Source organism: Edaphosphingomonas laterariae (assembly GCF_900188165.1).
Lineage (GTDB): Bacteria > Pseudomonadota > Alphaproteobacteria > Sphingomonadales > Sphingomonadaceae > Sphingomonas_E > Sphingomonas_E laterariae.
The window spans coordinates 22,767-45,817 of sequence record NZ_FZOS01000012.1 but is presented as its reverse complement, the minus strand read 5'-3'; the positions used below and the strand labels follow the sequence as shown (position 1 = coordinate 45,817).

The following is a 23,051-nucleotide window of genomic DNA, read 5'->3' as shown; positions in this document are numbered from 1 at the left end:
CTCCGGGTCAGCGGTTGCGGTTGGCGGCCGCGCCGGCGGCATCGCGGGCGTCGCGGTCACGCTGGCGAACGACGCCGGCATAGTTGGCTGAGAGATTGGCCTGGCTCAGCGCCGCCATATAGGACTGACGCATCTGCGCGCGCTGGCGCAGCACCTCGTCCCGCAGCTCACGCAGTTGCTCGACACCCTTCGACAGGATGCGTGTCTGGCACATCTTCGCATTGCCGGCATCGCTGGCGCCCGCTGCGCTGACGCCGCGCTCGGCATTGGACACGGCGAAGTCGATGCTCCGCGTCAGATCGTTGAGCATCTGATAGGCGAGCGTCAGCGCGACCAGCTCGTCGGTATCGCCGATCACGCTGTCGACGACGCCTTGGCGCACGCCCCATTCGAGCAGTCGATAGACCGGGAGCGTGCGGACATTGGCGACGAACTGCTTCTCCTCGGTCGTCAGCGGCGAGCGGCTGCGGATCTTGGTCGCGATCGAGTCCATGCGGGCGCGGGCGAGAACCAGCGCGCCTTTGCCGCTGCCATCGACCGCGCAATCGGCGGCCGTCGGCGGCACGGCGATCGCGCGGCGCTGGACCTTGCCGGTCAGGAAATCGTCGACGCTCTCGGTATCCTGCCGCGCGCAGGCGGGTATCGCGGTGAACAGCGGCACCTTGTCCGCCGGGTCCCAGCGCATATAAACGTCACCGACACGGGCACGCATGACGCCGGCCCAGTCGGACGCGCCGACGCGGGCGGCGGCGTGGGCGAGCAGCGAGCCCGTCTTGAAGATCTCCGTCACTTCGGCTGGGCAGTTCTCCAGCGCATCGCGCAAATCCTCCGTCGGATTGCCCTGGTTCGCCTGGATCTTCTCGCGGCTGTGCTGATAGCTTTTCGAGAAACCCTCACGCACCGACTTGTAGCCGGTCATCTCCTCGATGATCCCTGACATATTGTCGTCGCCCTTGGCGATTTGGACCATACGGTTGGCGAGGCGGCAGTCGTTGACCTGGATCGAGTTCAGGAAATTGGTCGCCGCTTCCATCTTGGAGATGATGTTGCCCATTTTTTCATCGAGCGTTTCGAGCAAGTATTGAAACGCCACGGCGGGCGCGGCTTGCAGGATGCTTTCGAGCTTCTGGACGAGATAGTCGGGATCGAGAAACGACATGCCGCCCAGGAACATGTCGATGCCACCGCATCCGGCGCGGACCTTGGGAAGGGTCACGCTCATCAGATAGTCGTTATGAACGTCGACCCGGCCCGACATGCCGCCGGCGGTCACATAGCCGCGGGTCTGATCCTCGAAGCTGCCGGGCGAGGTATAGGTCACATTGTCAAACCAGCTTTCCGCCCAGCTTTGCGCGGAGGCGGGGGCGGCGGTCGCGGCGAAGGCTATCGTGCCGGCGAGCAGGGTCAGGCGCGTGGAGAGTTTCGCCATGGCGGGCTTCCTTTTCGAGACGATGCGAAGAACTGGCCCGCCATGCTCAGTTGCCTCACTTGCTGGGATTAGGGCGCGTGGAAGCACCCACGATCCCGGTGAACTTCGCCATGCCGCGCACGCCGACCGCGGGCTTCACGCCGGTCAGCATCTTGGCGGCAAGATAGAGATTCCGCGCAAGGTTGGGCGCGTGATCGGTGCCGATCGCGATCGGAACGATCCGGGTCGGATCGGCCACAGGGCGCACCCAGGCGACCGGATGGCCGACCCAGGGCAGCCCCAGACGCCCCGAGCGCAGCATAGCTTCCTGGCTGCCGATGGTGCGGACTTGCCAGCCATAGCGCCGGCCGAGCGCGCCGAGCTTGGTCCACAGATCGGCGCAGGGGATGCAGCCGGGCGCCGTGCTCATCTCGACGATATAGGCCGGCGCCTGTCCGGTCAGCGTCTCGGCGAAGTCGGGTGGCCAGTCGCGCGTCACCGGCACGCGGCCGAGCCATTCGCGCATCGCGGCCTCGGTCGCAACCGGATGGATGGCGGCGCGCATGGCCTGCTCGCGGCTGACCGGCTGCGCTGACGCCGCCGGGACCAGCGCGATCGATGCGAGCAATGCGAGGGCGGCCCGGCTGCTCATCGCTGCGGCTCCAGACTCGCGCCGACGAGATCGCCGCCGAGCACGCGCGGGTCGGTCGCCGATACCGGGCCGTTGGCAAGCGCGTCGAAGAACCCGTCTTCTTCGCCCGCGCCGGTCATGAACTGCTCGGGGCGGATGTCGCCGGCGAGCAGCCGCACCGCCTGATAGGCCATCTGGATGAGGTTGGGATAGGCTTCGACCCCGCTCGCGATCACCATGCGCTGCTGGCTGTTCCGCCGGATGATCATCGTCGTCGGCGTCACCTCGACCCCGAACCGCTGCGCCAGTTCTGGCCGGCGATCGATGTCCATCAGCGTCACCTGCCAGCCCATCTCTTCCTGGAAGCGCTGCACGATCGGCCACTGGACGCGGCAATAGCCGCAGGTCGAGCGCGAGAACATGACGAGGGCATATTCATTGGCGCGGCCGCGCAGATATTGCCGGCGCACCTGGTCCTTCTGCGCGGAGAGCTGGTCGCGCGCTTCGCCGACCATCGGATTGGCGGACTTGGCGTTGAGTTCGGGATGCTGGAGCATGGCGATCTGCGTCACGCCCGCGAAGGCGCGCGCCTTCCTCCGGGCAAAATCCTGCAAACGCCAGAAGTCGGCAACCGCATCCACGGTGAGCACGGTTGCGGCATAGTCGCGCTGCTGCTCGATCAGCTTGCGGATCTTGGGCGGCGTCCAGGTCGCCAATTCCGCCATCGGCGGTATCCGGGGCTTTTCCAGCGCGTCGGGATCGTCTGGCGTTTCCGCTGTCGGCGGCGCCTGATACCACCAATAGCCGGTGCGCGCCTCGTCGCGGCTCTGCGCCTGCGCGGCCGGCGCGATCAGCATGGCCGCGGCGGCGATTCCGATGACCAGGGCCTTCACAGCAGCCGCTCCATCCGGCGCAGGCGCTCGATCGTGACCGGGCCATAATAGCGACTGTCGAAGCCGCTGGCATGGGAGGAACCGACATAGATGGTGCCTGGCAGAATCAGGCCGTGATCGGGCTGCCAATGCTCCAGTTCCTGCCCGTCACGCCCATAGGGTTTGCTCACCCCCAACAGTCGTTCGTTGCAATAATACCAGCCATCCCATTTTCCGGGTGTCATCATCGAGGGCTTCTCGATCATCGAGATGCGGTCGCCGGGCAGGCAGAGCGCATATTTGGTGACGGTGACCGGCTCCGGCCCGGCGAGCGGGTGCGACAGCATGAACGAGACGAGATCGCCGCGCGCGATCGGGCCGGACCCCTTGCGGATCAGATAAGCATCGACCGAGGGACTCATCACGATCGTCACCTGCGGCAAGGCCCACCAGGCAAGGAGGCCGATCGGCAAGACGATGCCGAACGCCTTCCAGAGCTGGTGCGGGCGGGGCGGCTGCCCGAGGCCCGGACTGCCGAGCGCCACGGCGGCTTTCAGCGGCAGTTGCCTCAGTTCGGACCAGCCGGCCCTAGCGGCCCTGTAGGCGAGCCTGAGCATCATGCACCTCCTTCTTCCCGCCGAGGCGGGCATATTCTTCGAGCAGACCGGAAAGCGCGGCGTCGCCGTAGATGACGTGGGCAGCGCGCGGGCTGTCCTCCTCGCGCTCGCAATAGGGCAGCGCCGGATCGCCCGGCACCATGGCGAGCGCGGGAACGCGGGCGACGCCGTGCTGGCGGAAGACGAGCGGATCGACGATGAGCTGGACGTCGCGCATCGCGCAGGCCGGACCTTCGCAGCCGGGATCGAGCCGGAGGATCTCGGCCGAGAGCTTCGCCATCGGACCAACCTTGGTGAGTCCGCCAGGCATCCCGCGGAAGGCCAGGATGCCGCGGGCCTTCTCGAGCTGCGCCGCGTAGGTCCGCAGCGTCGTCACCGGCATGGACGACGAGACGAACAGCACCGGCACCCAGCCTTGCGCCGAAACCGGCCTGGTGACACCGGCGACTGCGTCCATCTCCGGCGCTTCGAGTCCCAACGCCTGACCGAGCCGCCGCGCCATCGCTTCCTGCTCGGCGGCGATGGCGTCCACACCCAGTTTGCGGGCGGACCGCGCACGGGTCTCCATGTCGGACGACTGCACCCGCTGGCGCAGGCCGTCGAACGCCCGGCGTCGGGTTTCCTCGGACGGCGTCGGCAGCGAGGATGGCCCGCGGGCTTCGGCATCCTTCTTACGGGCTTCGGTCGCGTCCTTCACGCGCGCCATCGCAGCGTCACCCTGTTCGGCTGCGCGCGCGCGGGCATTGTCCGGCGCAGCGGCGTCTTGCCCATGGGCGGGTGCGAACGAGACAAGCAGCAAGGCGAGCACCGAGACGGCGCGCGCGCTACTTGCCGATGGCCTGCATGTGGGCATCGATCTTGTCCTTCATGTCGATCTGGATGTCGGCCTGGGCGCGGGCTTCGATCTCGGAATAATATTCGGAGAGGTCCATTTTGGAGAAATCCAGCGCCTGGAACTCTTCCGGCGTGAACCCGCGGCAATAGGGCTGCTTGGGCGTGCCCCAGCCAACGGCGTTGAAGCTCTTGAGCTGCGGGCGGCCCTGTTCCTGGATGATGCGGCCGAGCTTGGTGTTGAAGCAGCAATGGCCGCGCGCCTTCTGGACGCAGATACCTAGAATCTTTGACGAGCAATAGCTGCCGACCTCGTGGCACATGCCCGAGCCGCGCAGCATGCCCACCTCCATATCCTGCTGGTCACAGCCCGAGAGCAGAAAATCCATCATGAAGTTGATGGCGAGGCTGATCGCGATCGAGGTCGGATCAATGCCGACGACGATGGCATTCGCGCCGGCGCTCGCGGCCTGGCCGGCGGTCGCGCCCGCCCTGAACGCGCCATAGGCGGCCTTCATGCCAGTGAACACGCCCTTGGCGACCGCGATCTTGGTGCCGATCGACGAGACCGAGCCGCCCATGCCGTCCTTGACGATCTTGCCCTTGTCCTTGCAGCAGTTGGAGAAGGTGGTGCGAAGGCCCGCCGGGCGACAGCGCGCGGCGCGTCCGGAGAAGATCTCGATATTGCCGAGGCAGGCGCCGTCCGCATCGACCGCGCCATCTGCCGGGACGCCAGGATCGTCGGGCACCGGCTCGTCCTCAATCGGGGTGATGGTGAGGTCGGCGCACTGATTGGGCGAACAGGCCGGGCCGCCGTCCTGCGGCAGGCAGGCGAACTGCGTGCCGAGCGGGCAGCTATAGGCGCCATCTTGCTCTTGGACGCAGGACACTTTTTGCAAGGGGCATTGATAGTCACCGAGTGGGGTGATCTCGCAGGCGGCGGTCTCGCCGGGATCGTCGGCATCGCCATTGCCGTTGAGGTCCGCGACGCAGAGTTGCTGCGCGTAAACCGGGGATGGGGCGAGCGCGCAGACGCTGAACAGCGCGGCGCACAGGCACAGGGTCTTGAGAAACAGCGCGCGCATCAGCGGGCCTCCGAGGTGCAGATCATGTCCGCGCCGCCGAGCCGCACCGTCTGCATCATCACAACGGCTTCGGGAAAATCGTCGAGGCACCCGCAGCCGGAGACCAGTTCCTCGCCGTCACCGACCGGACAGGAGGCGGCTCCGGCGCTGTCGGCCGTGCAGGCATGATAGTAAGTGTCCCAGCCGGTCGGCGCGTTCTGCTTTCCGCCCACAACGCCATCCACGGCGGCTTCGGTATTGCGCTTGGGCGCGCGGGTCTTGCAGATCGGTTCGCAGGCCGGGACGGAGCCGCGCTCGGGCAGCGCGAAGCCGCGGGACGATGTGGCATAGGTGCCATCACTCGCCTTTACGCGGTCGGCGAGCATCGTCTCGGTCGAATGGTCGATGATATAGGCGCCGCGGCTGAGATCGGGCTGCGGGAGGACGCCGGTGTCGATCGTGCAGCGATAGCGGCGGTCCCGTTCGAACCATGGGCGAGAGAGATTGAGCGAACAGGCGCCGCTTTCGAACAGGCGTGTCTGAGCGAGCGGCGTCAGGCCGGTGCCGACGCCGTTGCGGAAGATCTGAACACCGTCGACGCTTTCATCGTAGAGCTGGCAATTGGCGTCGCTGGCATAGCCGGCGCACAGGTCCACCACCCGTTCGGCCGGATTGCAGCTCAGGTCGAGCGTGGCATCGATCCGGGCGGACACTTCGCCTTCACCGCCGACCGCGACCCGCACCCAGATTTCGTGCGCGCCCTTGGTCAGATAGGGCTTCAGGTCGAGATTGGGAGTGCCATGCCAGGTCCGCCCGCGCTCGCATCGGCCCGGCGGGAGCCCTGTTCCGGTCCACCCTCCCGGATCGGCCAGCACCAGCGCACCATCGACGCGGACCTGAATCCAGTCGTCGAACAGATATTGCGAAAGCCGCGCCGAGACCAGGCGATCGGGATCGCCGACATTCAGGGTCATCCGGAAATCATGGATGCGGCAGCTTCCGCCGCTCAGGCTGTCGTCGCGCGGCGATCCCAGCAGAAACGAACGTGTGTCGGGCGTATAGGCATAGGTCGCATAACCGCCCGCGGTCCGCGCAATGATATCATCCACCGTCACCGCCTCGAGCTTCACCTCGCGCCGGATCGTGCAGGCGCGCATCTGCTCTGCCTTGCCCATGCCGGCCGGCGAGCCCCTGAGCGCCTGGAACACGCTGTTGCCGGCGGCAACGCTCGCAGCGTCGCCCTGAATCTGCGATGGATTGGCGCGATAGACGGTCTGCGCGACCGAAGGGTTCGGCGCGCAGGCGGTGGACTGGGCGCCGGTATAGCGGATGACAGGCCCGTCGATCACGGCCTGGGCGACACCGATACGCGGATCGGCCGAGGTCAGCGCGCCGATGACGCCGCCGCCCAGATCCTTCAGCACCGAGGCCATATTGCCCCAGACAAGGTTGCTGCCGCAGCTGTTGTTCACGCAGTAGCAGCCTGCAAGATCGGTCTGTTCGACTTCGCCGAGCTTGAGGTCGCCCGCGCCCGACACCTCCCAGCGATAGGAGCGGCACTGGTTCCAGGTGCCGGGCTGGCAGGCGATCACGCCATTGGCGCAAATGCCCGAGACTGGCATCGGCAGCATCAGCGTCTGGTCGACCGTGCCGTCGATGTCCTTGTCGCGCGAGATGCGCAGTGTGCTGATGTCGCCAGTCGAGCCGGGCTGGGCGAGCAGTTCCACCAGCGTCCCCGTGGTCTGGCAGGCGAGATTGGGGTTGAAGCTTCGGCTATTGTCGACGGTCGAGATCGTCTCGCCGGCGAGACCGGGCTTCAGGTAGTTCTCCTGGAGCGCATCGCTGTCCGAGGTCTTGGCGCGCGCGGCTTCGGCGGCGGCGCGAGCGCGATCCTCGACGCTTTGCGCGAGCAGCGGCGCCGGCAGCACGGTGAGCGCGGTCATGAGGAGCAATCCGCGACGGATCACATCTCCCTCCTGCCGGTGGTGCGGGAGCCGTAGGCGAAGCGCAGCACGTCTCCCGCCCGGAACGAGGGCGATCCGGGCGAGAGTATCCGAAACACGGCCTGTCCCTCGAAAATGGTCAGCACGGCCGCGACCGGGGCGACGGTGAGGGGGGAATCCGCCGACCCGGCCTTGGGGAGCCGGGAGGCCGTGCTGACCGGGGGTGGAGCGGCGGCGCAGGGGGGATACACCGCCGCTCCTGCCGCGCGCAGGGCCGCCTCATCGAGCGATCCTTGGCGGACGGACCAGCTCGGTTCAGGGGTTTGCGCGCGGCATGGGGGAAGCGATCGGCTCATGGGGTGGAGACCCCCGCGCAGCAGATCGCCTTTTCGAAGAGCATGAACTGGGCATTGTCTTTGCCGGGCGCGTGCTTGCCGCTGGTCCAAAGCGCGCCGGGCCGCCCGATATTGACGCATTTGCCGCCCTTCACGGGCTCCATGATCTGGAGCTTGTAGCGGCTCTTGGTCCAGATCGGCTGCGGCTTGAACGAACAGCCGTCTTCGGAATGAATGGTCAGCGCGCCCAAGCGCCCCATCATGAAGGTCGTGCGCGCGGCAAGGCCCGCCCAGGCCTCGACCCGGTCGCCCATATGGATGTCGCCGGCGATCGGATAGGTCGAGCCCCACGAGCCCATGCACCAGAACAGCGGATCGATGACCTTGCCCGCGGCGGCCGCCGCGCTGTCCGCCATGCAGGCGAGCCCGGCGGCGGGATTGCCGAACAGGACGGCCTCGGGCTGGATGATCGCGCCGAGCGTCCCCGACTGCCAGGTCGGCAGCACCTCGGTTATCATCGCGACGTCGAACCCGTCGTCCTCGATGCACGGCAGGTCGGTGAACATGTCGAGCATCTTCCAGACCGGCGCGACGTAATAATGCGCCTGCGCGAACAGCTTGGTCGTGTTGGTGCCGTCCGAGATCGACGATTGGCTGCCCTGGAGCTTGCCGCCGGTCGGCATCAGGTCGACGCCCAGCGCCATCATGCAGCCCGGTTCGGTCACCACGTCGATCATGCGGTTGGGCGACCAGAAGCTGACCTTCACCCCGAACCAGAAGGTCGCGCCCTTGCGGCAGGCGCATAGGGGCTTGGAGGCCGACTGGGCGTCGAGCGCCTTGTCGAGCTTGTCGTGGCTGCCGATCCGCACCCCGCCGATGGTGATCGGGAAGATGCAGTTCCAGCGCACCTCGGTGATCGGATTGAACACGGTGCCGGTCTCGCATTTGGAGGCATAGGCAGGCGTTGCCGGGGCGAGAAGCGCGAGGGCGAGCGCGGCCGCACCGGCGCGCAGCGCGGAGGTGATGCGGGTCATGGCCGTTTCTCCTGGGGAAGACCTTGGCCTCCCTTGCGTTCGAGGCGGACTTCGGTGAGTTCGAGGCGTTGGCCGGACTGGCGTACGATGACGGGTGCAACGGTGAGACCGAGCCGCTCCTTCACCCGCTCTTCGAGGATGAACAGCGCGCGGCCATGCTTCTCGCCGAGCGAGAGGGCATCGTCCTTTGCCTCGCCGCCGGCGGTCAGGATGATCCAGTCGGTGAGCGCGGCCGTCTTGAGCGCCCAGCCGAGATCGCGCGGATGGACGATGACGAGACGCTGCGGCAGCGAGACGTAACTCAGCGGATTGAAGGTGAAGCCCTTGGGGTAGAGCAGCTTGCCGTCCGGCAGCCGGATCTCCTGATCGAGCGTGTAGAACGGGACGACGGTGCGGACCCGGTCTTTCTCGGCGACGCCGAGCGGCGCGGCCTTGAGCGCGCTCCATGCCGATCGCGGTCCGAAGCGCGGGGCGATACTGGCGGGCTGTTTTGCGACCGCGGCCTCGATCTCGGTCATCGCGTCGGGCTCGGCGATCGGCCAGGTGCGCCCGATGGTCGAGGTCTCGGCGCGCGCCGCGCCGGCGAGGACCAAGGCGCCGACGATCATCGCGCCGATCAATGCCGACTGGATTGCGACCACATGCCAGCCATGCGGAAAGCCTTCATCGTCCACGGCGGCGCTCCCTCCAATTGGGCGGCGGATTGCGGCTCTCGCCCCAGACCGCGCAGCCAAGGCCTGCCGTGCCGACGAGCAGCGCGAGCCAGATGAGCGGGCGAGTGCCGTCAAGGTCGGCGCCCGACCAGATCAGCAGGAAGGCCTGGACCAGCATCAGCATCTGCGTGCCGACGAGCAGCCGGATCGAGGACTGGCAGGGCGCGGCGGAGAAGATGCCGTTCATCGCCGCCTCCGGATGAAGCGCATGGCGCGATGCCACCGGAGCGAGAGGAGCCAGTCGGCGAACTTGGGACCAAATGTCGCGCAGGCGAGCACGAACGCTCCGCCCGTAACGCCCGCCATGGCGATCACCCCGGCGATGAACTCGAACCTGGCGAACTCCGTGATCCCGGCACGGGCGAGCCCGACATAGGCAGCAGCAGCGATGAACGGACCCGCAAGGATCAGGATGATCCTGTCCTGCCGGAGACGGGCGCGCTCCAGCTCGAGGAAATACTCGGCGGCGTCTCGCCCCCGCGCGACCATCCGCACCCGGTCGGCCAGCACACGCTGCGATCGGACCAGATATTCGTGAAGCGTTTCCTCCGGCCGACGCGGAATTTCGAGCAGGTGTTCAGCGCCGTAGAACGGGGCCGGTTTGTAGGTCATGCCTTCCTCCGGAATTTGGTGAGAAGCCGGCTCGCAGCGTCCGTCAGGGCGATGAGGGCGACACCCGTCAGCAAGCAGCCGCCGCCTGCGACGCCCGCACCGAACACGACTTTCTCGGCCGGGAGATCGAGCGCGAGGCCCGCGGCCAGGAGCAACGCCGCGAGCATGAACGACTCGATCACGATGAGCCGGAATCGCCAGATCACTGCTTGCGCCTCGGCCATCTCGGCCGCCCGCTGCTCGATGATCCGGTCGAGTTCGTCGCCGGGGGCGAGTTCGAGCGTGAGCTGGTCGGCATGGGGTTTGCGGGTCGCCATCACAGCCTCCCTTCGGGTGCGCGGGGCGTGAGGATCTCGGCGGGATCGACGCCGGCAAGATCGCAGACCGCTTCAAGCGGCGAGCGGCCGTTGCGGACCAGCGCCTCGAAAGCTGCGACCTCTTCGGGCGCCGACGTGTTTATCCAGTAGCTGAAGGGATCGACGACGAGCCGGGCGATACCGAGCCCAAGCGGGCTATCGATGAAGACTTCGGAATAGTTCGGCTTGTTGTTGCGGACCGATTTCAACAGGTCGAGGACGAACCCCGAATAGTCGAGAATCCGGTTCTCGACCGCCTTGTCATAGGTCGATCCCTGGAGCAGGAACCGGGTCGCGGCATTTTCGAGGATGACCTGGCCGGTGCCGCCGAACAGCAGCAGATCGTTCATGCTCTGGAGAATGATGCCGAAGCTGCCGCGATATTTGCGTGCGCGGCGGTAACCCTGGCTGATCGCCTCGGCGAGTCGCGACAGATCCTGTCCCTCCTGACGCGTCATGAACTGCGCCGCCTCGTCGCACAGCACGAAGCGGGGACGATCGCGGGCCGACAGATAGAGTTCCTGGGTGACCGCGTTGATCACGACCATGATGACCACGTTGAAGAGGTCGGGCATGGCTTTCAGGCGTTCGAGTTCGAGCACCACGAACTCGTCGTTCGATATGTCGAAGGTGCTGGGGCCGTTGAAATAGTGGCCGTAGGCGCCGTCCGACCCGAAATCGCGCAGGTTGAACGCCAACTCGCGCGCGGCGGGCACAAGATGATCCACCCGGTCGAGATCGGAGGCGGTGTTTGCGGGATAGGCGCCGAGCCATTCGCGCACGGCATCGATCCCCGCTTCTGCCCGTCCGCTGTCGATCGCCCATTGCACCGCGGACTTCAGCAGGTTCCATTCCGAGGTGGTGACCGGCTTGCGCGTGGCGGCATTGGCCATCTCCGCGACGATCGCGACCGCCATCGAGATCGCGGATTCGCGGTCATCGCCGTCCATGGCAAGGCCAAGATCGAACGGGTTGAGCACGAGATGCTCTTCGCCGAGATCGATGTAGCGGCCCGAGCAGAGCGTGCAGAGCTTCTTGTAGCTGCCGCCGATGTCGATGATGCGGATCAGCGCGTTCTGCGCGTAATATTGCTGGCAGAGATTGTTGAGCAGGAAGCTCTTGCCCGCGCCGGACTCGGCCGAGACGATGAAGTTGTAATTGTTGATGCGCGGATCGAAGAGGTCGAGCGTGACGAGCTGGCCCTTGCGCCCGGCATAGAGCAGCGCCGGACGACCGCCGCCCCGGAAATCGGTCTGGATCGGCGACATCAGCACGGCGGCGCGCGCCGGCACGCGGAAATCGCGCTGGAGCATCCGGATCGTGCGCTTCTCGGGGTAAAGGCCGAACGGCAGGCTGGCGGCGAGCAGGATCGGATTGAGGTAGCTTTCCTCCTGCACCATCCAGGGTAGCGGTTCCGATTCCCACAATCGCTTGGCGCGCGCCGCCATCTCGCGCGCCTGGGCGCGGGATTCCCCAAACACCCACATGGTCGGGATCACCGAAACGAACCGGCTGTTGCCGATCTCGTCGAGAACCCAGCCAATTTCCTCGATCTGCTTGCCGACCTCGACCGCGAAGCTGCCCGCGGCCTTCTGCGCCGAAAGGATCTGCGCGCGCTTGTGGATCTCGAAGGCCGAATGGTCGAACAGCACGTTTAGCGTGAACAGGAACGGTCCGCCGATCTGGTCGCTGTCCTCGCTGCTGCCGCGCATGCCGCCGGTCAGGCGATTGGCGCGCTCGGCCGTGATCCGGCGCGGCGGCGACTTGGGTGTCAGGCAGCGGGCGACCTGGTCGCCGAGGAACACTTCGGGTCCCTCGAACGCGAAGGCCGGCCCGGCGTCGATGATCTGCTTGCGGATCGCCAGCGCCCGGGTCGCGTCGCCCTGCGAGAACACACCGGGCGCATGGTCGAACACGCCGTTGAAGATGCGCCGATAGAAGGAGACGGTTTCCTCGGGCGCGAGCCGGCGAATGCCGAGCTTGGCCAGCTGCTCCTCGATCTGGCGCTTGAGGTCACTGTCCATCGGCGTGCGCGTCTTCACCGAGAGGAACGTGCGGAAGTCGCGGATCGGAATGCCGTGGAGTGCCTTCAGCCCTGCGGTGCCGGCGCGCAGATAATCGAAGGTCCGCCGCGCTGAAGCCTGGATCAGCGGGTCGGGCCGGGTCTTCAAATCGAGATAGGCATCGAGCGCATCGTCGATCAGCGGATCGGCGAAACTGTGAAGCTGGAGCACGGTCCCTTCGGGGAAATGAACATTGAGCAGCCCGAGCAGCGCCTCGTGGACATGGCCGAACATATAGGCGGACGGCACCAGCTCCCACGCATAGCCCCAGCCATCGTCGATGCAGAGGAAGGCGTCCTCTTCCTCGACCCAGGCCACGAGCGGCAGGAAATCGGAGAAGCTGTCGCGCGAGACGCTCTGGCGCAGCCGCGCCAGCGTCATGCCGCCCTGCTGATCGACCAGCGCGCTCACGGCCGCTCGTCCAGGGCCGGCCCGCGTTCCTGGACCTGTTCGAGGATCGGCACGCGCAGCGAAGAGGATTGCGGGGTGACCAGATAGTCGCCGACCACCCATTGCGGGCGTTCGAGGATCGAGAACACATAGCGCTGCATGTAGAGCCGGTCGGGTCGGTGCTGGTCCGAATAGGGCAGGATCAGCGTGCGAACCGTACGCGGGGGCTTGAGCATCGGCGTGACCGGCTGATCGATCAGCCCCTGAAGCTCGCGATAGACGCTCTCCCGGTAACCGGCATAGCCCTGGCCCGCGGACCGGTTTCGCCCGGCGCCCGTATCCGCGCGGCCGCGCAGCTTGGCCTTGTCGCGCGTGACGGCGGGGTCCGACTTCGATGCCGTCCCCGCGACGGCATCGGCATAGGCCTTGTCCGGGTGGATGCACTGGCCATGATCGTCGTTCTTGCAGGAGAATTTCTCGCTGTAGGGCGACATGACCGAACCGAGCGTCGCGCACCCGCCCAACGCGGCAAGCGCGGGAAGGAAGAGGATGAAGGTGGAGGCGCGCTTGGCGCGCCGGCGCTGCGTGTGGGGCATGGGGCTGGCTCCGTGGCGGGGGATGGGCGGGCGCATCAGAACTTGCTCCCCGCCGTCGGCTTGATTTCGAGGGACACGCCCTCCTGGATCACCACGACCACATCCTTGGCCGCGCCGACCTCGACGATCGGACCGGCCTGGCGCGCGAGATCGAGGTAGAAGTCGGTGAGCTTCTCGGACGACCGGGACAGGCCGCCGGCAATGCCGGCCTTGGCGGCATCGCCCGCGTCGAAGGAGCGCACCGAGCCCAGCGCCGAGGTGGACACATCGCCCACCGTGTTCTCGACGGTATCGGCGATGCCGGTGATCGTGCCCGCAATGAAGGCGCGCGCGAGCGCGGCGCCGGCACGGGTGACGACCTTGCCGGACAGGCCCTTCTTCCCGTCCGCGTCGACGAAGAAGCCCTTGATGGGTTGATCGACCACCGAGCGTTCGTCGAAATCGACGCAGGAGAGTGAGACGAGCTGGACCTCGACACGCTCCTTGGCGAGGCTGCCGGTGGCGTTGCCGATGACGAAGCAGCCGGCAAGATTGGCCTTGACGTCATTGGGGAGTACGGCGGGCGCCTGCACGCGGGCGATCAGCGGTTCGGGATTGCTGGTCGCGTCGCGGCTCGCCAGCGCGTCGATCCCGGTCAGCAGCCGCGCCTTCATGAAACCAGGCGGCAAATAGATCGTCCGGGTCTTTTTTTTAGCGCCCGCCGCCGCGTCGCCGGCCGCGACCGGGCTGGTCGCGCCGCCGATCGCGCCAACCGTTTTCTCGACCGGGGGAGCGGGCGGCGCGGGCGGCGCTGAGGGAATCGCGGGCGGCGCGGTGACGGACGGGTCGAGATCGCTCGTATCCGGCGACGGCGGAAACTCGGGGACATCGCCCGGAAGGGCGGGCGGAAGATCGCCTCCGCCTGCGCCGGCGCTACCGGGGCCGATCTTGCCTTCCTCGATCGCGGTGACGCGATCGCCGAGCAGCGTCTGGCCGTCGAGGATCTTCTTCAGGTCTCCGCGCAGCTTGATTTCGAGGCTGTCGCCGCGAAGGCCGGCGCCCATATCGAGCTTCGAGGCGGCCGGCGCTTCGGTATCCTGCGTGGTGTCGCCGCTCGCGAAATAGAGCCCGACGCCGAGCAGCCCGACAGCGCCCGCGACGCCCAGTTGTTTGAGGCGAAGTTGCTGCCGCGAATTGAACGAGGCCCAGCGTGCCCGCATGTCGAGCAAGGCGGGGCCGCGCTCCGCCGTCGGCGCATCGGCGCGCGCCTGCGCGGCGAGGTGCTCCCGGTAGCTGCCGGTTGCGCCGCCGAGGTCGGCCGGGCCGGCGGGATCGTCCGCGCCGCTCACTGGGTCGCTCCCCGGCGCACGACGATGAGGCGCGCGGTCTCTCCGGCCTGCAACGTCGTCCGGTCGAGCGTGACCGCGAAGATGTTGGCGCCGAGCGCGGAATCGAGGAAGCTATGCTCGTCGAGCGTCGCGTCGCTTGCCACCGTGACCAGATATTCGGATGCCGAAAGCCCCGATCCTTCGATATCGATGCGCTTGCGCTCATCGATCGCGGCGCCGGGTAAAGCGGCGAGACGGATATTGCCGGCTCGCGGCGCGACCGGGGTGAAACTTCCCGGTATGCGGTCCTGGAGCATCGACAGGGTGATGGAGACGGCGCGCTCTTCCTCGACCAGCGGGCCGAGCAGATCCTCGTTGGCCCGCGCGCGCTGGCTTGTGCCGGGCTGGAGCATCACGGTCTGCGCGGGAATGTCCGAGGGTTCCGCGTAGAGCGCATAGACCGCGCCATTGCAGCTGATGAAGAACTCGGACGGGACCGTGACGAAGGTGCGCGTCACCGCGCCGGCATCGTCGATCTCGCGAACGAGGAACTTGATCCAGGCATCGGACCCGGCACGTTCTACCGCGATCGCCTTCTCGGCGGAGAATTTCACATCCTCGATCTCGCCGCCCGCGCAGATGACATGGTTGATGTCGCGGTTGGACAGGCGGATCGTGCTGGTCTGGTCGGGCAGCGCGACGATCGTCTGCGCCGCCGCCGGGAGCGGTGCGAGCGCGAGGCCGAGCGCCAGCAGCCGCTTAACGGGGATTGGCATCGAAGTTTTCCTCGGAAAGGGCGATCAGCCAGAAGCGGCCATTGTCGATCGCGTAGCGAATCCGCAGATTGCCCCGGAACTTGCGGATCACGCCGCCGATCACCCGGACCTTCTCGACCGGCACGAGAATCTCGCGGTCGGTCCAGGTCACCGGCTGATCGGGACGGATATAGGTCGCGATCGAAAGCGTCGGATTGTCGGCCAGCTCGTCGAGCAGCCGGTTGAGGCTGTCGCGCAGGCTGTTGTAGGCCGAAGGATGGGTGATGCTCAGCAGTTCCTGGAACTGCCGGTCCGCCGAATAGGCCGAATAGGTGCCCGAGAGCGAGACCATGTTGCGCGTGATCGTGCGCAGATAGGCCTCGGACGGCTTGCTGCCCGTCACATAGAGATCGCCGCTCGCGGCGAACGGGACCACGACGGTGCGCGTGTTCTGGTTCGAGGTGTAGATCAGCGTGCCGAGCACCGCAGTGATGCCGAACAGGCCGACTACGGCGAGCTTGAGCAGCCGGTTCTCCTCGAACAGGTTGCTCGACCCCTGGATGTAGCGGTGGATGCCGAAGCTGGCGGGCTTGCCGAGCAGCGGATCGGTCGGCGTGCGGGATGATCGACGGAACACGGGCGCGCTCACTCGAAGAAGCGGGTCTGCGTCGGACCCGGATAGTTGCGGAAAGCGATGAGGCCCCAGCGCCAGGCCAGGTGCGGGATGAACCCGCGCGGCTTGGTGCGCAGCCAGGGGACGAAAAGGAGAAGGCCCGCGACGAGCGCCCAACCGAGCATTCCGCCGACGATGACCGCGACGAAGATGACCGTGATCACCAGCACGAACTCGTCCGAGCCAAACCACAGGATCTGGACCGGCTTGTGCAGATATTGGGGCAGTCGCTCGTCCACGCACCTTCTCCTCTTGCTTCACAACCGTCCTGCAGAAGCGGATTGGACTTCGCGGGAGGGTTCACCGGGGCGCCTGCGCGCCCAGGTCCGGGGGTGTCCGCGCGCGCCTTTATCGGCACCGCGCGGACGGGAGGTTCAGATCACCATTCCGAAGGTCTGGAGGATCGAGTCCGCCTTGATCAGGCAGACGGCGGCGACGATGGTCGGGATGCCGATCATGATATTGCTGAACAGCCTGCTCACGCCGAACAGAAAGGCCGCGACGCCACCGACGAAGCCGAGCGGGCCTTTGACGCCCTGGTTCACGACGATATCGTAGATGTCGTAGCCAAGGTCGCCCGCCGCCGGTGCGGAGAAGGCATGAGCCCCTCCGGCGCCAAGCAAGGCGAGCGCGGTCAAAGGGATGCCGACATTGGCGACGGCGACGGTCTGTCTGCCGATGGTCCTCAACATATAGATGCTCCTGCGAAGTTGGGCCGTCCGCGTGACTGCCTGCCGGCATCGATCGTGATCGCTGTCGGCCGACGGCATGGCTGGACGGCCCGAATGGGCCATGGCCGCCGGCATCCCGGTCCGCCGCGTGTCGCCGTCCGCGCGAGGCAGAGGCAGGGACCCGCGCGCGGCCGCCATGAACGGGTATTGGGAACCCTCAGCGCGCGGCATTGGCCTGCGCCTGGTGGCTGGAGAGGAACTCCTCCAGCTCCGCCTGCTGGAACCCGGATACCAGCTTGCCGTCCGCGATGATGGTCGGCGTGCCGCTGACGCCGATCTTGCTGACCACCGCTGCGTCGGCCTTGATCCTGGCCGCACCCTCGGCACATTGCCGGAGCTGGTCGGGGGCCGCGCCGGAATAGATCGCGTGGAAGGCCGCCTCCTTGTCGGGCGAGCAATGGATATGCTCGCCTTTCGCGGCGGCTTCCGGATGGATGCCGCTGACGAAGAAGATCAGGCGCCGAACCGGTTTGCCCTCGGCCGCCTTGGCCGCCCAGAAGCGATCGAGCGCCCGGCAGTAGGGGCAGTCGGGATCGGTGAACTCGATGACCTGCGGAGCGCCCACGGGACCGATCGCAAGGGCCTTGCTGGTATCGATGCCGGCAAGCTTGCGCCGGGCGGCGGCGTCCTGCGCCAGCGCCGTGAGATTGAGGCCGTTGCTGTCATAGACGGCCGCGAACAGCAGATGTTCGCTTTCGGGCGCATAATAGATGATGCGGCCGCCAGCGCTCGCCTGGTAGATCGGACCCTTCACCGGGGACGGCCCGAAATCCTCGAAGGTGAGATTGGTGAAGGTCTGCTGGAGTTGCTGCTGCGCTTCATCGAGCGCGGCTTCGAGCGCCGGATCGGTCTGGGCCTGGGCGATCACCGGAGCGGCGGCGCCGAGCGCGAAGACCGCGCAGATCGTGTGGAAGCAGTTAGCGCGCATGGCGGATTTCCTCTCTGGCCCGCGCGGCGCGCTCCACGAGCGCGGGGTCGAGGCGGACGTTCGCGCCAATCCGGATCGGCTCGGGTCGCTTGTCGGCGGTCGCTGCGCAAGATGAGCCGCAGGTGCAGATTGCGAACCCTGCCGGAGTCTGGACGATATGGCTTTCCAGGCGCTGTGCGGGGGGCGGTCGCACGGCTTTGGCATGCGCGGGAAAGCTTCCCGTCCATAGTGCGAGGGCGGCAGCCATCGCGCTGGTAATCGGCTTCATCATGCACGACTCCCTGTTCGGCGCCCGAAGCGCCGGATCTGATGTTTGTGTGTCGGGGTGAGCTGCGAATCTCGCTGGTCGCCGCGGACAGTCAGTGGATGAAAGTGTTTCCGATTCGGCGCAATAGCGACCGGCAATGATCTGCCGCTACAGATCAACAAACTTACCTGAGGTGCAATTTAGTTAAATTGTGCGTGGTTTGGATGAAATATTCACTATCGGGATGTCTTGGACAAGATCGGAACGATTGTTCCTATTGATCCGATTTTGTGAACATTATTGCCGCCAATTTCTGAGACCATTTCCTATTGCGGGATTTTTGTTTCCCCACCTATTCACTCATGTTGGGGGTAGGTGGCGGAACGCATTCTCCAGAAGGGAGAGCAGGATGTCTCAGACTGACGAACTTATCGCAGCCGATTTTTCAGGCTTCCGGCTGGTCAAGCAAATCTCGGGCGAACGCATCAGGGAAGAGCGCCGACGCCGGCAGATAAAGCAGGTGGAATTGGCCGATGCCATCGGCGTGAGCCTGCGCTGGCTGCGGGAGATCGAAGCCGGAAACCAGGGCGCCCGGCTTGACGATCATCTGGCCGCCACGATCCGCCTCGGGCTTCCGGCCAGCAACATCGTGTTGCCCGTCCTGTTCATGGCGCAGCGCATGCCGGTTCCACGATTGCTCCTTCATACTGATCTTGAAGCAGTGGAGCGCGCGTGCGTCGATCTGGTGGCAGAGTCCACGATCAGGTTGGTGACGGAGGAGATGAGGCCGGGCTGGTGGGACGTGAAATGAACAGCGTCGGCACCTGTTTCAAACTGTCGTCGGGGGCGGGACGAAATGCAGACCCACGGTCGTAGCGGTGCCTCGCGAGTCGCCGAGCGCAATCGGCACCTACCACTATCCCGTTCTCTTGAAGGCGCTCCGGCCTAGGACCGCAACCCGCACGCCTTCCGGGTGCAGGATCACGGCACCGGTCCGATGAGGCGCTCCAGATCGCCTCATACCCGATATGGCCCCGTCGATGATCCGGCCGATCTGTCGACTGCTCCTTCCAGCCAAAAGGGAAAAGCGCGACCCGGCATCTCGAGCGCGGTCGTCCGCCCGCAACCCGGATCCTCCAATTCGGCCGAAGAGCGGCCAATCGACCTTCACGAGCCGCGAAGCACACGCAGGGACAAGTTCTCGAAAGAACTGATTGCCGACGCCAAGGTGATCTTTGCGCGCCGGCTCGGCCGGGACGTGTCGGAGGACGAGGCGCGGGCACTGCTCGGTGACCTCGCGGACTACTACACGCTCGCGGGCGATCACGCCCAGGCGGCGAAACTGGACAAAGCGCACTCGCAGCGGAGGAAGAAATGATCGGCTGAGAAACAGACAAAGCTATCGGCGTTGGAGTCGAACAGCGACTTGACCCCCGGCGTCTGAACCGGAATAAACAGGGAACATGAGCAGGGCGACGTTTCTGCGCTCGCCCGCCGGGGACGCGTATCTTTCATACCTGGAGGTGGAGGAGGATTGGGTCCAGGCATTCAGTGAGGAGTTTTGAAAAATGGCGAGGCCGCGGACAGCACCGAAACGGAAAGTCAAACGCGCGGTCGATGCGTTCGCCGCGCGTAAAGCCGTCCTCTATGCGCGGGTGTCCACCGCGGACCAGGAACGCGAAGGCTTCTCGATCCCGGCGCAGATCAAGCTGCTGCAAGAATATGCCGCGTTGAACGACATCAACGTCGTCTCCGAGCATATCGACGTCGAAACCGCGAAGAAGGCGGGACGCACGGAATTCGAAGCCATGCTCGCCTATCTGCGCCGGCATCCGACGGTTCGCATCATCCTCGTCGAGAAGACCGACAGGCTCTACCGCAACTTCAAGGACTATGTGACACTCGACGAGTTGGATGTCGAAGTCCATCTCGTCAAGGAAGGCGTGGTCCTGTCCGCCGAGTCTAGATCTTCGGAAAAGTTCATGCACGGCATCAAGGTGCTGATGGCGAAGAACTACATCGATAATCTCTCGGAAGAAGCCCGAAAGGGCATGAATGAGAAGGCGGCGCAGGGCTATTGGCCGACATTGGCGCCGCTTGGATATCGCAACGTGCGAAACGACGTCGGCAAGAAGGTCATCGAGATCGACCCGGAGACGGCACCGATCATCGTCCAACTGTTCGACCTGTGCGGGACGGGCAACTACTCGATGAAGGAACTTGCCGGGAAGGCGCGCGAACTCGGCTTGAAATATCGCAGGAGCGGCAAGCCGGTCGGGACCAGCACGCTTCTTTATGTCCTCAGGAATCGCATCTACACGGGCTCATACGAGTGGAACGGCAAGCTGTACCGCGGATTGCACGCTCCGATCATCTCGCTCGAAACTTGGGAGAACGCCCAGGAGATCATCGACGGCCGCAGCGCCGCCAATCTGCGCGCCAAGCCGGTCGAGTTTACCTACACCGGGTTGATGACCTGCGGGCATTGCGGCTGCGCGATCGTCGCGGAACTCAAGAAGAAGAAATACATCTACTACCACTGCACCGGCTTCAAAGGGAAATGCCCGGAACCCTATGTGCGGCAGGAAATCCTCGACACGTATTTCGAGAACGTGCTCGCACGCCTCCGCCTCGACGACGAGGTGTTCGGCCTGGTGCAGCGCGCCCTGCGTGAAGGTCATGCCGACGAGCGCCGGGATCGGGAAGCGAGGAAAGAGAAACTCATCGCGGAAGCCAGCCAACTCCAGGACCGACTGGACATGATTTATCTCGACAAGGTCGAAGGTCGGATCACGGCGGAGTTCCACGACCGCATCTCCGTCACCTGGCGCGATGAGCGCGCCCGCGCGATCCGGGGATTGGAGCTGCTCAGCAATGCCGACGATGCCTATGTCGACGACAGCATCGCCTTGCTCGACGTCGTTCGCACGGCGCACAAGGGATTCGCGGACATGGCTGTGGGCCACAAGCGCAGGGCTCTAAACCTGGTCCTCAGCAACTGTTCCTGGGCCGATGGAAGCCTGTCCGTTGGGTTTCGCGAACCTTTTGGAATGCTTGAGGAATTGTCGAAAAATGCCCTCCTTTTGGGAGGGCAAATTTCGACCGCTGGAGACTGCCACGACAGTCTGGTGACCCCTACGGGAATCGAACCGGATTTTGGGGACACTACAGGGGATCGGAGGGGAAATAAACCACTATTTTTCAATAGTCAGCTTGCCCTAGATTACCCTCCATTACCCTAAATGTGCCACGAAATGTGCCACGGAGCACGCCGACCCGTGGCGCTGAAAAGCCAGCTAACGCGTCGCATCTGAAAGTTCAAGCTAATGCGCTGGTTCGACGTCGCACGTCTTGTCAGGCGCTGATGAGCCACCGTGCCAATCTGCGGACGAGATCAGCGAAAATGTCTCGCGATGTTAACCACATCCATAGCGAATATCCCCTCATAACGACACATTGCCGCACGATGGAATTCGTGCATGATGCCCTTGGAACATTCCGTTCCATACAGTGGGGGACAATCAAGAGCGGGACATCGACGCGGTTCGCGCGATGATACTCGCGATGGGACGGAGAGCGATGCCCATGAAACACGATGCTCAAATTGAACCTATGCTGGACGAGCACGGTCGCCCAGCCGTTTTCGCGCCTCTTTGCAGGTCGATCATCAAGGCAAGAGCGACGTCGACAGCAACGTTCGGCTCACTCTGCTCAGATCCTGGAAGTGAGATGCTTCTCGACCTCTACTGGCGCGAAAGTCAGGGCCTGAAGACATCTCTAACCAGCTTGTGGCTTGCGTCCAAAGCATCCGAGATGACGGGCCGTCGGTGCCTGGCGGTGATGGAGGAGCAGAACATTGTCGAGCGGATGCCTGACCCTTCCGATGGACGCCGGGTCAATGTGCGGTTCACGTCGGAGGGCCGCAAGAAGATGGATGCCTGTTTTAGCGCCCTTTTGCTCGGCTACGCCGAAACCTGTCGGGATTGCGCTTGCAGTTGCAATGATGGACCGACTTCACAGGACTGCAAGCCGTTGGAATAACGTGCCATTCTGCACTCTGATCGGCGACCTCCCTGCCGCTTCCACATATTGGAGGCGATGATAAGAACCCGCGGTGGAGCGCTGGCGGGTGGCCATGGTAAGGTTTTGTCCGTGTATGGCGATAATCATCTATTCGTCAGAACGGATATGGCATGCCGATCTGATATTTGGATCGGCGGAGGAATGCATGAATGCGGAAGATGCTATAGAGTTCAGTCGCAGTAAACTCGCACGCGACATCGCGCGGCTGCTCAACGGGCAATCGCGGACAGAACGACGTGCCATTCTCACAATGGCAAACAATATTCTGGACGCGGTTGATCGAGAGCCACTGTCACCACCGTGCGATGCCGACCTTGAACCTTCAGGTAGAGCCGACCCGGCGATCGAGGCCTTAGCCGCCTGGCACCTTATCCTACCCCGCACACGCAACTGCCTGATACACGATGCAGCCTTCGACCTTGGCGGTGAGACGTTGCGCCTCAGCAATGTAGCGACCCGATCGCACGAAAGCCTCGTGTTGATCGGCGGATTTGGCCGGATCTCCTATTATGATCTTGCCAGGATCATGAAGCGCTATGGCTGGGGTTTTAGTGCTCGACTTCCCGGACAATCGGCCGTGCCGGCACATTTCTTTCGGGACCCGGAGGGCGGTCTTGCCGCTGTGGACCGTGAGCTTAACGCGTATAGGCGTAGCCATGCGTTCGACGTGCATCTCCGCGAGACGAAGCAGCGCGAGAATCTGACTTACGAACAGGTGGCCAAGCGCTGCGGAGTGTCGGCGCAGGCAGCGAAAGAACGAATTCGAAGGGCACGCTATCTCGAGGACAAACGGACCGAATTTCCTTTGCCCAACGGTGCCTTCTAACTGCCTGGTCGTACAATCTGGCCGGAAGGACAAACG

26 protein-coding genes are annotated in these 23,051 nt (G+C 65.0%); 5 read left to right on the top strand and 21 right to left on the bottom strand.

The window, feature by feature from the left end; translation table 11 throughout:
• Positions 1 to 7 precede the first annotated feature (7 nt).
• The 21 genes from CHB74_RS12120 to CHB74_RS12015 form a co-directional block, all read right to left on the bottom strand.
• A complete protein-coding gene (locus CHB74_RS12120) occupies positions 8 to 1,429 on the bottom strand; it encodes a conjugal transfer protein TraH (RefSeq protein WP_089219885.1) in 1,422 nt (473 codons plus the stop codon).
• Between the two features lie 55 nt (positions 1,430 to 1,484).
• Positions 1,485 to 2,060, bottom strand: coding sequence for a hypothetical protein (locus tag CHB74_RS12115; RefSeq protein WP_089219884.1), 576 nt, complete (start codon positions 2,058 to 2,060; stop codon positions 1,485 to 1,487).
• Positions 2,057 to 2,896 (bottom strand): conjugal transfer protein TraF, encoded by an 840-nt coding sequence (locus CHB74_RS12110; protein WP_089219935.1) that lies wholly within the window; start codon positions 2,894 to 2,896, stop codon positions 2,057 to 2,059. The genes CHB74_RS12115 and CHB74_RS12110 overlap by 4 nt, the downstream gene beginning before the upstream one ends.
• A 32-nt stretch (positions 2,897 to 2,928) precedes the next feature.
• A complete protein-coding gene (locus CHB74_RS12105) occupies positions 2,929 to 3,528 on the bottom strand; it encodes a S26 family signal peptidase (protein ID WP_089219936.1) in 600 nt (199 codons plus the stop codon).
• The gene (locus tag CHB74_RS12100; RefSeq protein ID WP_089219883.1) at positions 3,500 to 4,381 is read right to left on the bottom strand and encodes a type-F conjugative transfer system pilin assembly protein TrbC; all 882 of its coding nucleotides are present in this window, start codon (positions 4,379 to 4,381) and stop codon (positions 3,500 to 3,502) included. Before CHB74_RS12100 ends, CHB74_RS12105 begins: the two co-directional genes overlap by 29 nt.
• Complete coding sequence (gene traN / locus CHB74_RS12095) at positions 4,353 to 5,444, bottom strand: conjugal transfer protein TraN (RefSeq protein ID WP_089219882.1); 1,092 nt, start codon at positions 5,442 to 5,444, stop codon at positions 4,353 to 4,355. Before traN ends, CHB74_RS12100 begins: the two co-directional genes overlap by 29 nt.
• Positions 5,444 to 7,366 carry a hypothetical protein gene (locus CHB74_RS12090; protein WP_089219881.1) on the bottom strand — a complete coding sequence of 641 codons (1,923 nt, stop codon included), beginning with the start codon at positions 7,364 to 7,366 and terminating at the stop codon, positions 5,444 to 5,446. Before CHB74_RS12090 ends, traN begins: the two co-directional genes overlap by 1 nt.
• Positions 7,367 to 7,718: 352 nt before the next feature.
• A complete protein-coding gene (locus tag CHB74_RS12080; RefSeq protein ID WP_089219879.1) occupies positions 7,719 to 8,735 on the bottom strand; it encodes a TraU family protein in 1,017 nt (338 codons plus the stop codon).
• Entirely contained in the window at positions 8,732 to 9,343 is a 612-nt protein-coding gene (locus CHB74_RS12075) for a conjugal transfer protein TraW (protein ID WP_245842875.1), read from the bottom strand. Before CHB74_RS12075 ends, CHB74_RS12080 begins: the two co-directional genes overlap by 4 nt.
• A gap of 55 nt (positions 9,344 to 9,398) precedes the next feature.
• Positions 9,399 to 9,635, bottom strand: a complete 237-nt coding sequence (locus CHB74_RS12070) for a hypothetical protein (RefSeq protein ID WP_089219877.1) — start codon at positions 9,633 to 9,635, stop codon at positions 9,399 to 9,401.
• Positions 9,632 to 10,060 (bottom strand): hypothetical protein, encoded by a 429-nt coding sequence (locus CHB74_RS12065; RefSeq protein ID WP_089219876.1) that lies wholly within the window; start codon positions 10,058 to 10,060, stop codon positions 9,632 to 9,634. Before CHB74_RS12065 ends, CHB74_RS12070 begins: the two co-directional genes overlap by 4 nt.
• On the bottom strand, positions 10,057 to 10,377 hold the full coding sequence (locus CHB74_RS12060; protein ID WP_089219875.1) for a hypothetical protein: 321 nt from the start codon (positions 10,375 to 10,377) through the stop codon (positions 10,057 to 10,059). The genes CHB74_RS12065 and CHB74_RS12060 overlap by 4 nt, the downstream gene beginning before the upstream one ends.
• Positions 10,377 to 12,860, bottom strand: a complete 2,484-nt coding sequence (locus tag CHB74_RS12055) for a TraC family protein (RefSeq protein ID WP_089219934.1) — start codon at positions 12,858 to 12,860, stop codon at positions 10,377 to 10,379. The genes CHB74_RS12060 and CHB74_RS12055 overlap by 1 nt, the downstream gene beginning before the upstream one ends.
• Positions 12,861 to 12,886: 26 nt before the next feature.
• Positions 12,887 to 13,465 carry a TraV family lipoprotein gene (locus tag CHB74_RS12050; protein ID WP_089219874.1) on the bottom strand — a complete coding sequence of 193 codons (579 nt, stop codon included), beginning with the start codon at positions 13,463 to 13,465 and terminating at the stop codon, positions 12,887 to 12,889.
• Between the two features lie 35 nt (positions 13,466 to 13,500).
• Entirely contained in the window at positions 13,501 to 14,793 is a 1,293-nt protein-coding gene (locus CHB74_RS12045) for a TraB/VirB10 family protein (RefSeq protein ID WP_245842862.1), read from the bottom strand.
• The gene (locus CHB74_RS12040; protein WP_089219873.1) at positions 14,790 to 15,548 is read right to left on the bottom strand and encodes a type-F conjugative transfer system secretin TraK; all 759 of its coding nucleotides are present in this window, start codon (positions 15,546 to 15,548) and stop codon (positions 14,790 to 14,792) included. The genes CHB74_RS12045 and CHB74_RS12040 overlap by 4 nt, the downstream gene beginning before the upstream one ends.
• Positions 15,532 to 16,164 carry a TraE/TraK family type IV conjugative transfer system protein gene (locus CHB74_RS12035; RefSeq protein ID WP_089219932.1) on the bottom strand — a complete coding sequence of 211 codons (633 nt, stop codon included), beginning with the start codon at positions 16,162 to 16,164 and terminating at the stop codon, positions 15,532 to 15,534. Before CHB74_RS12035 ends, CHB74_RS12040 begins: the two co-directional genes overlap by 17 nt.
• Before the next feature lie 8 nt (positions 16,165 to 16,172).
• A complete protein-coding gene (locus CHB74_RS12030; protein ID WP_089219872.1) occupies positions 16,173 to 16,439 on the bottom strand; it encodes a type IV conjugative transfer system protein TraL in 267 nt (88 codons plus the stop codon).
• A 135-nt stretch (positions 16,440 to 16,574) separates the two neighbouring features.
• Positions 16,575 to 16,892: a hypothetical protein gene (locus CHB74_RS12025; RefSeq protein WP_089219931.1), complete on the bottom strand. Its 318-nt coding sequence runs from the start codon at positions 16,890 to 16,892 to the stop codon at positions 16,575 to 16,577.
• A gap of 196 nt (positions 16,893 to 17,088) precedes the next feature.
• The gene (locus tag CHB74_RS12020) at positions 17,089 to 17,859 is read right to left on the bottom strand and encodes a DsbC family protein (protein ID WP_089219871.1); all 771 of its coding nucleotides are present in this window, start codon (positions 17,857 to 17,859) and stop codon (positions 17,089 to 17,091) included.
• Positions 17,849 to 18,130: a hypothetical protein gene (locus CHB74_RS12015; protein WP_089219870.1), complete on the bottom strand. Its 282-nt coding sequence runs from the start codon at positions 18,128 to 18,130 to the stop codon at positions 17,849 to 17,851. The genes CHB74_RS12020 and CHB74_RS12015 overlap by 11 nt, the downstream gene beginning before the upstream one ends.
• Positions 18,131 to 18,515: 385 nt before the next feature.
• Here CHB74_RS12015 and CHB74_RS12010 point away from each other — a divergent pair, with 385 nt between their 5' ends.
• The 5 genes from CHB74_RS12010 (at position 18,516) to CHB74_RS11995 (ending at position 23,015) form a co-directional block, all read left to right on the top strand.
• Positions 18,516 to 18,917, top strand: a complete 402-nt coding sequence (locus CHB74_RS12010; protein ID WP_089219869.1) for a helix-turn-helix domain-containing protein — start codon at positions 18,516 to 18,518, stop codon at positions 18,915 to 18,917.
• 186 nt (positions 18,918 to 19,103) lie between these two features.
• The gene (locus CHB74_RS21625; RefSeq protein WP_144033783.1) at positions 19,104 to 19,484 is read left to right on the top strand and encodes a hypothetical protein; all 381 of its coding nucleotides are present in this window, start codon (positions 19,104 to 19,106) and stop codon (positions 19,482 to 19,484) included.
• Between the two features lie 190 nt (positions 19,485 to 19,674).
• Positions 19,675 to 21,348 carry a recombinase family protein gene (locus CHB74_RS12005; protein WP_089219868.1) on the top strand — a complete coding sequence of 558 codons (1,674 nt, stop codon included), beginning with the start codon at positions 19,675 to 19,677 and terminating at the stop codon, positions 21,346 to 21,348.
• A 343-nt stretch (positions 21,349 to 21,691) separates the two neighbouring features.
• Positions 21,692 to 22,147 (top strand): helix-turn-helix domain-containing protein, encoded by a 456-nt coding sequence (locus CHB74_RS12000; RefSeq protein ID WP_144033782.1) that lies wholly within the window; start codon positions 21,692 to 21,694, stop codon positions 22,145 to 22,147.
• A gap of 187 nt (positions 22,148 to 22,334) precedes the next feature.
• Positions 22,335 to 23,015 (top strand): hypothetical protein, encoded by a 681-nt coding sequence (locus tag CHB74_RS11995; protein ID WP_144033781.1) that lies wholly within the window; start codon positions 22,335 to 22,337, stop codon positions 23,013 to 23,015.
• Positions 23,016 to 23,051 lie beyond the last annotated feature (36 nt).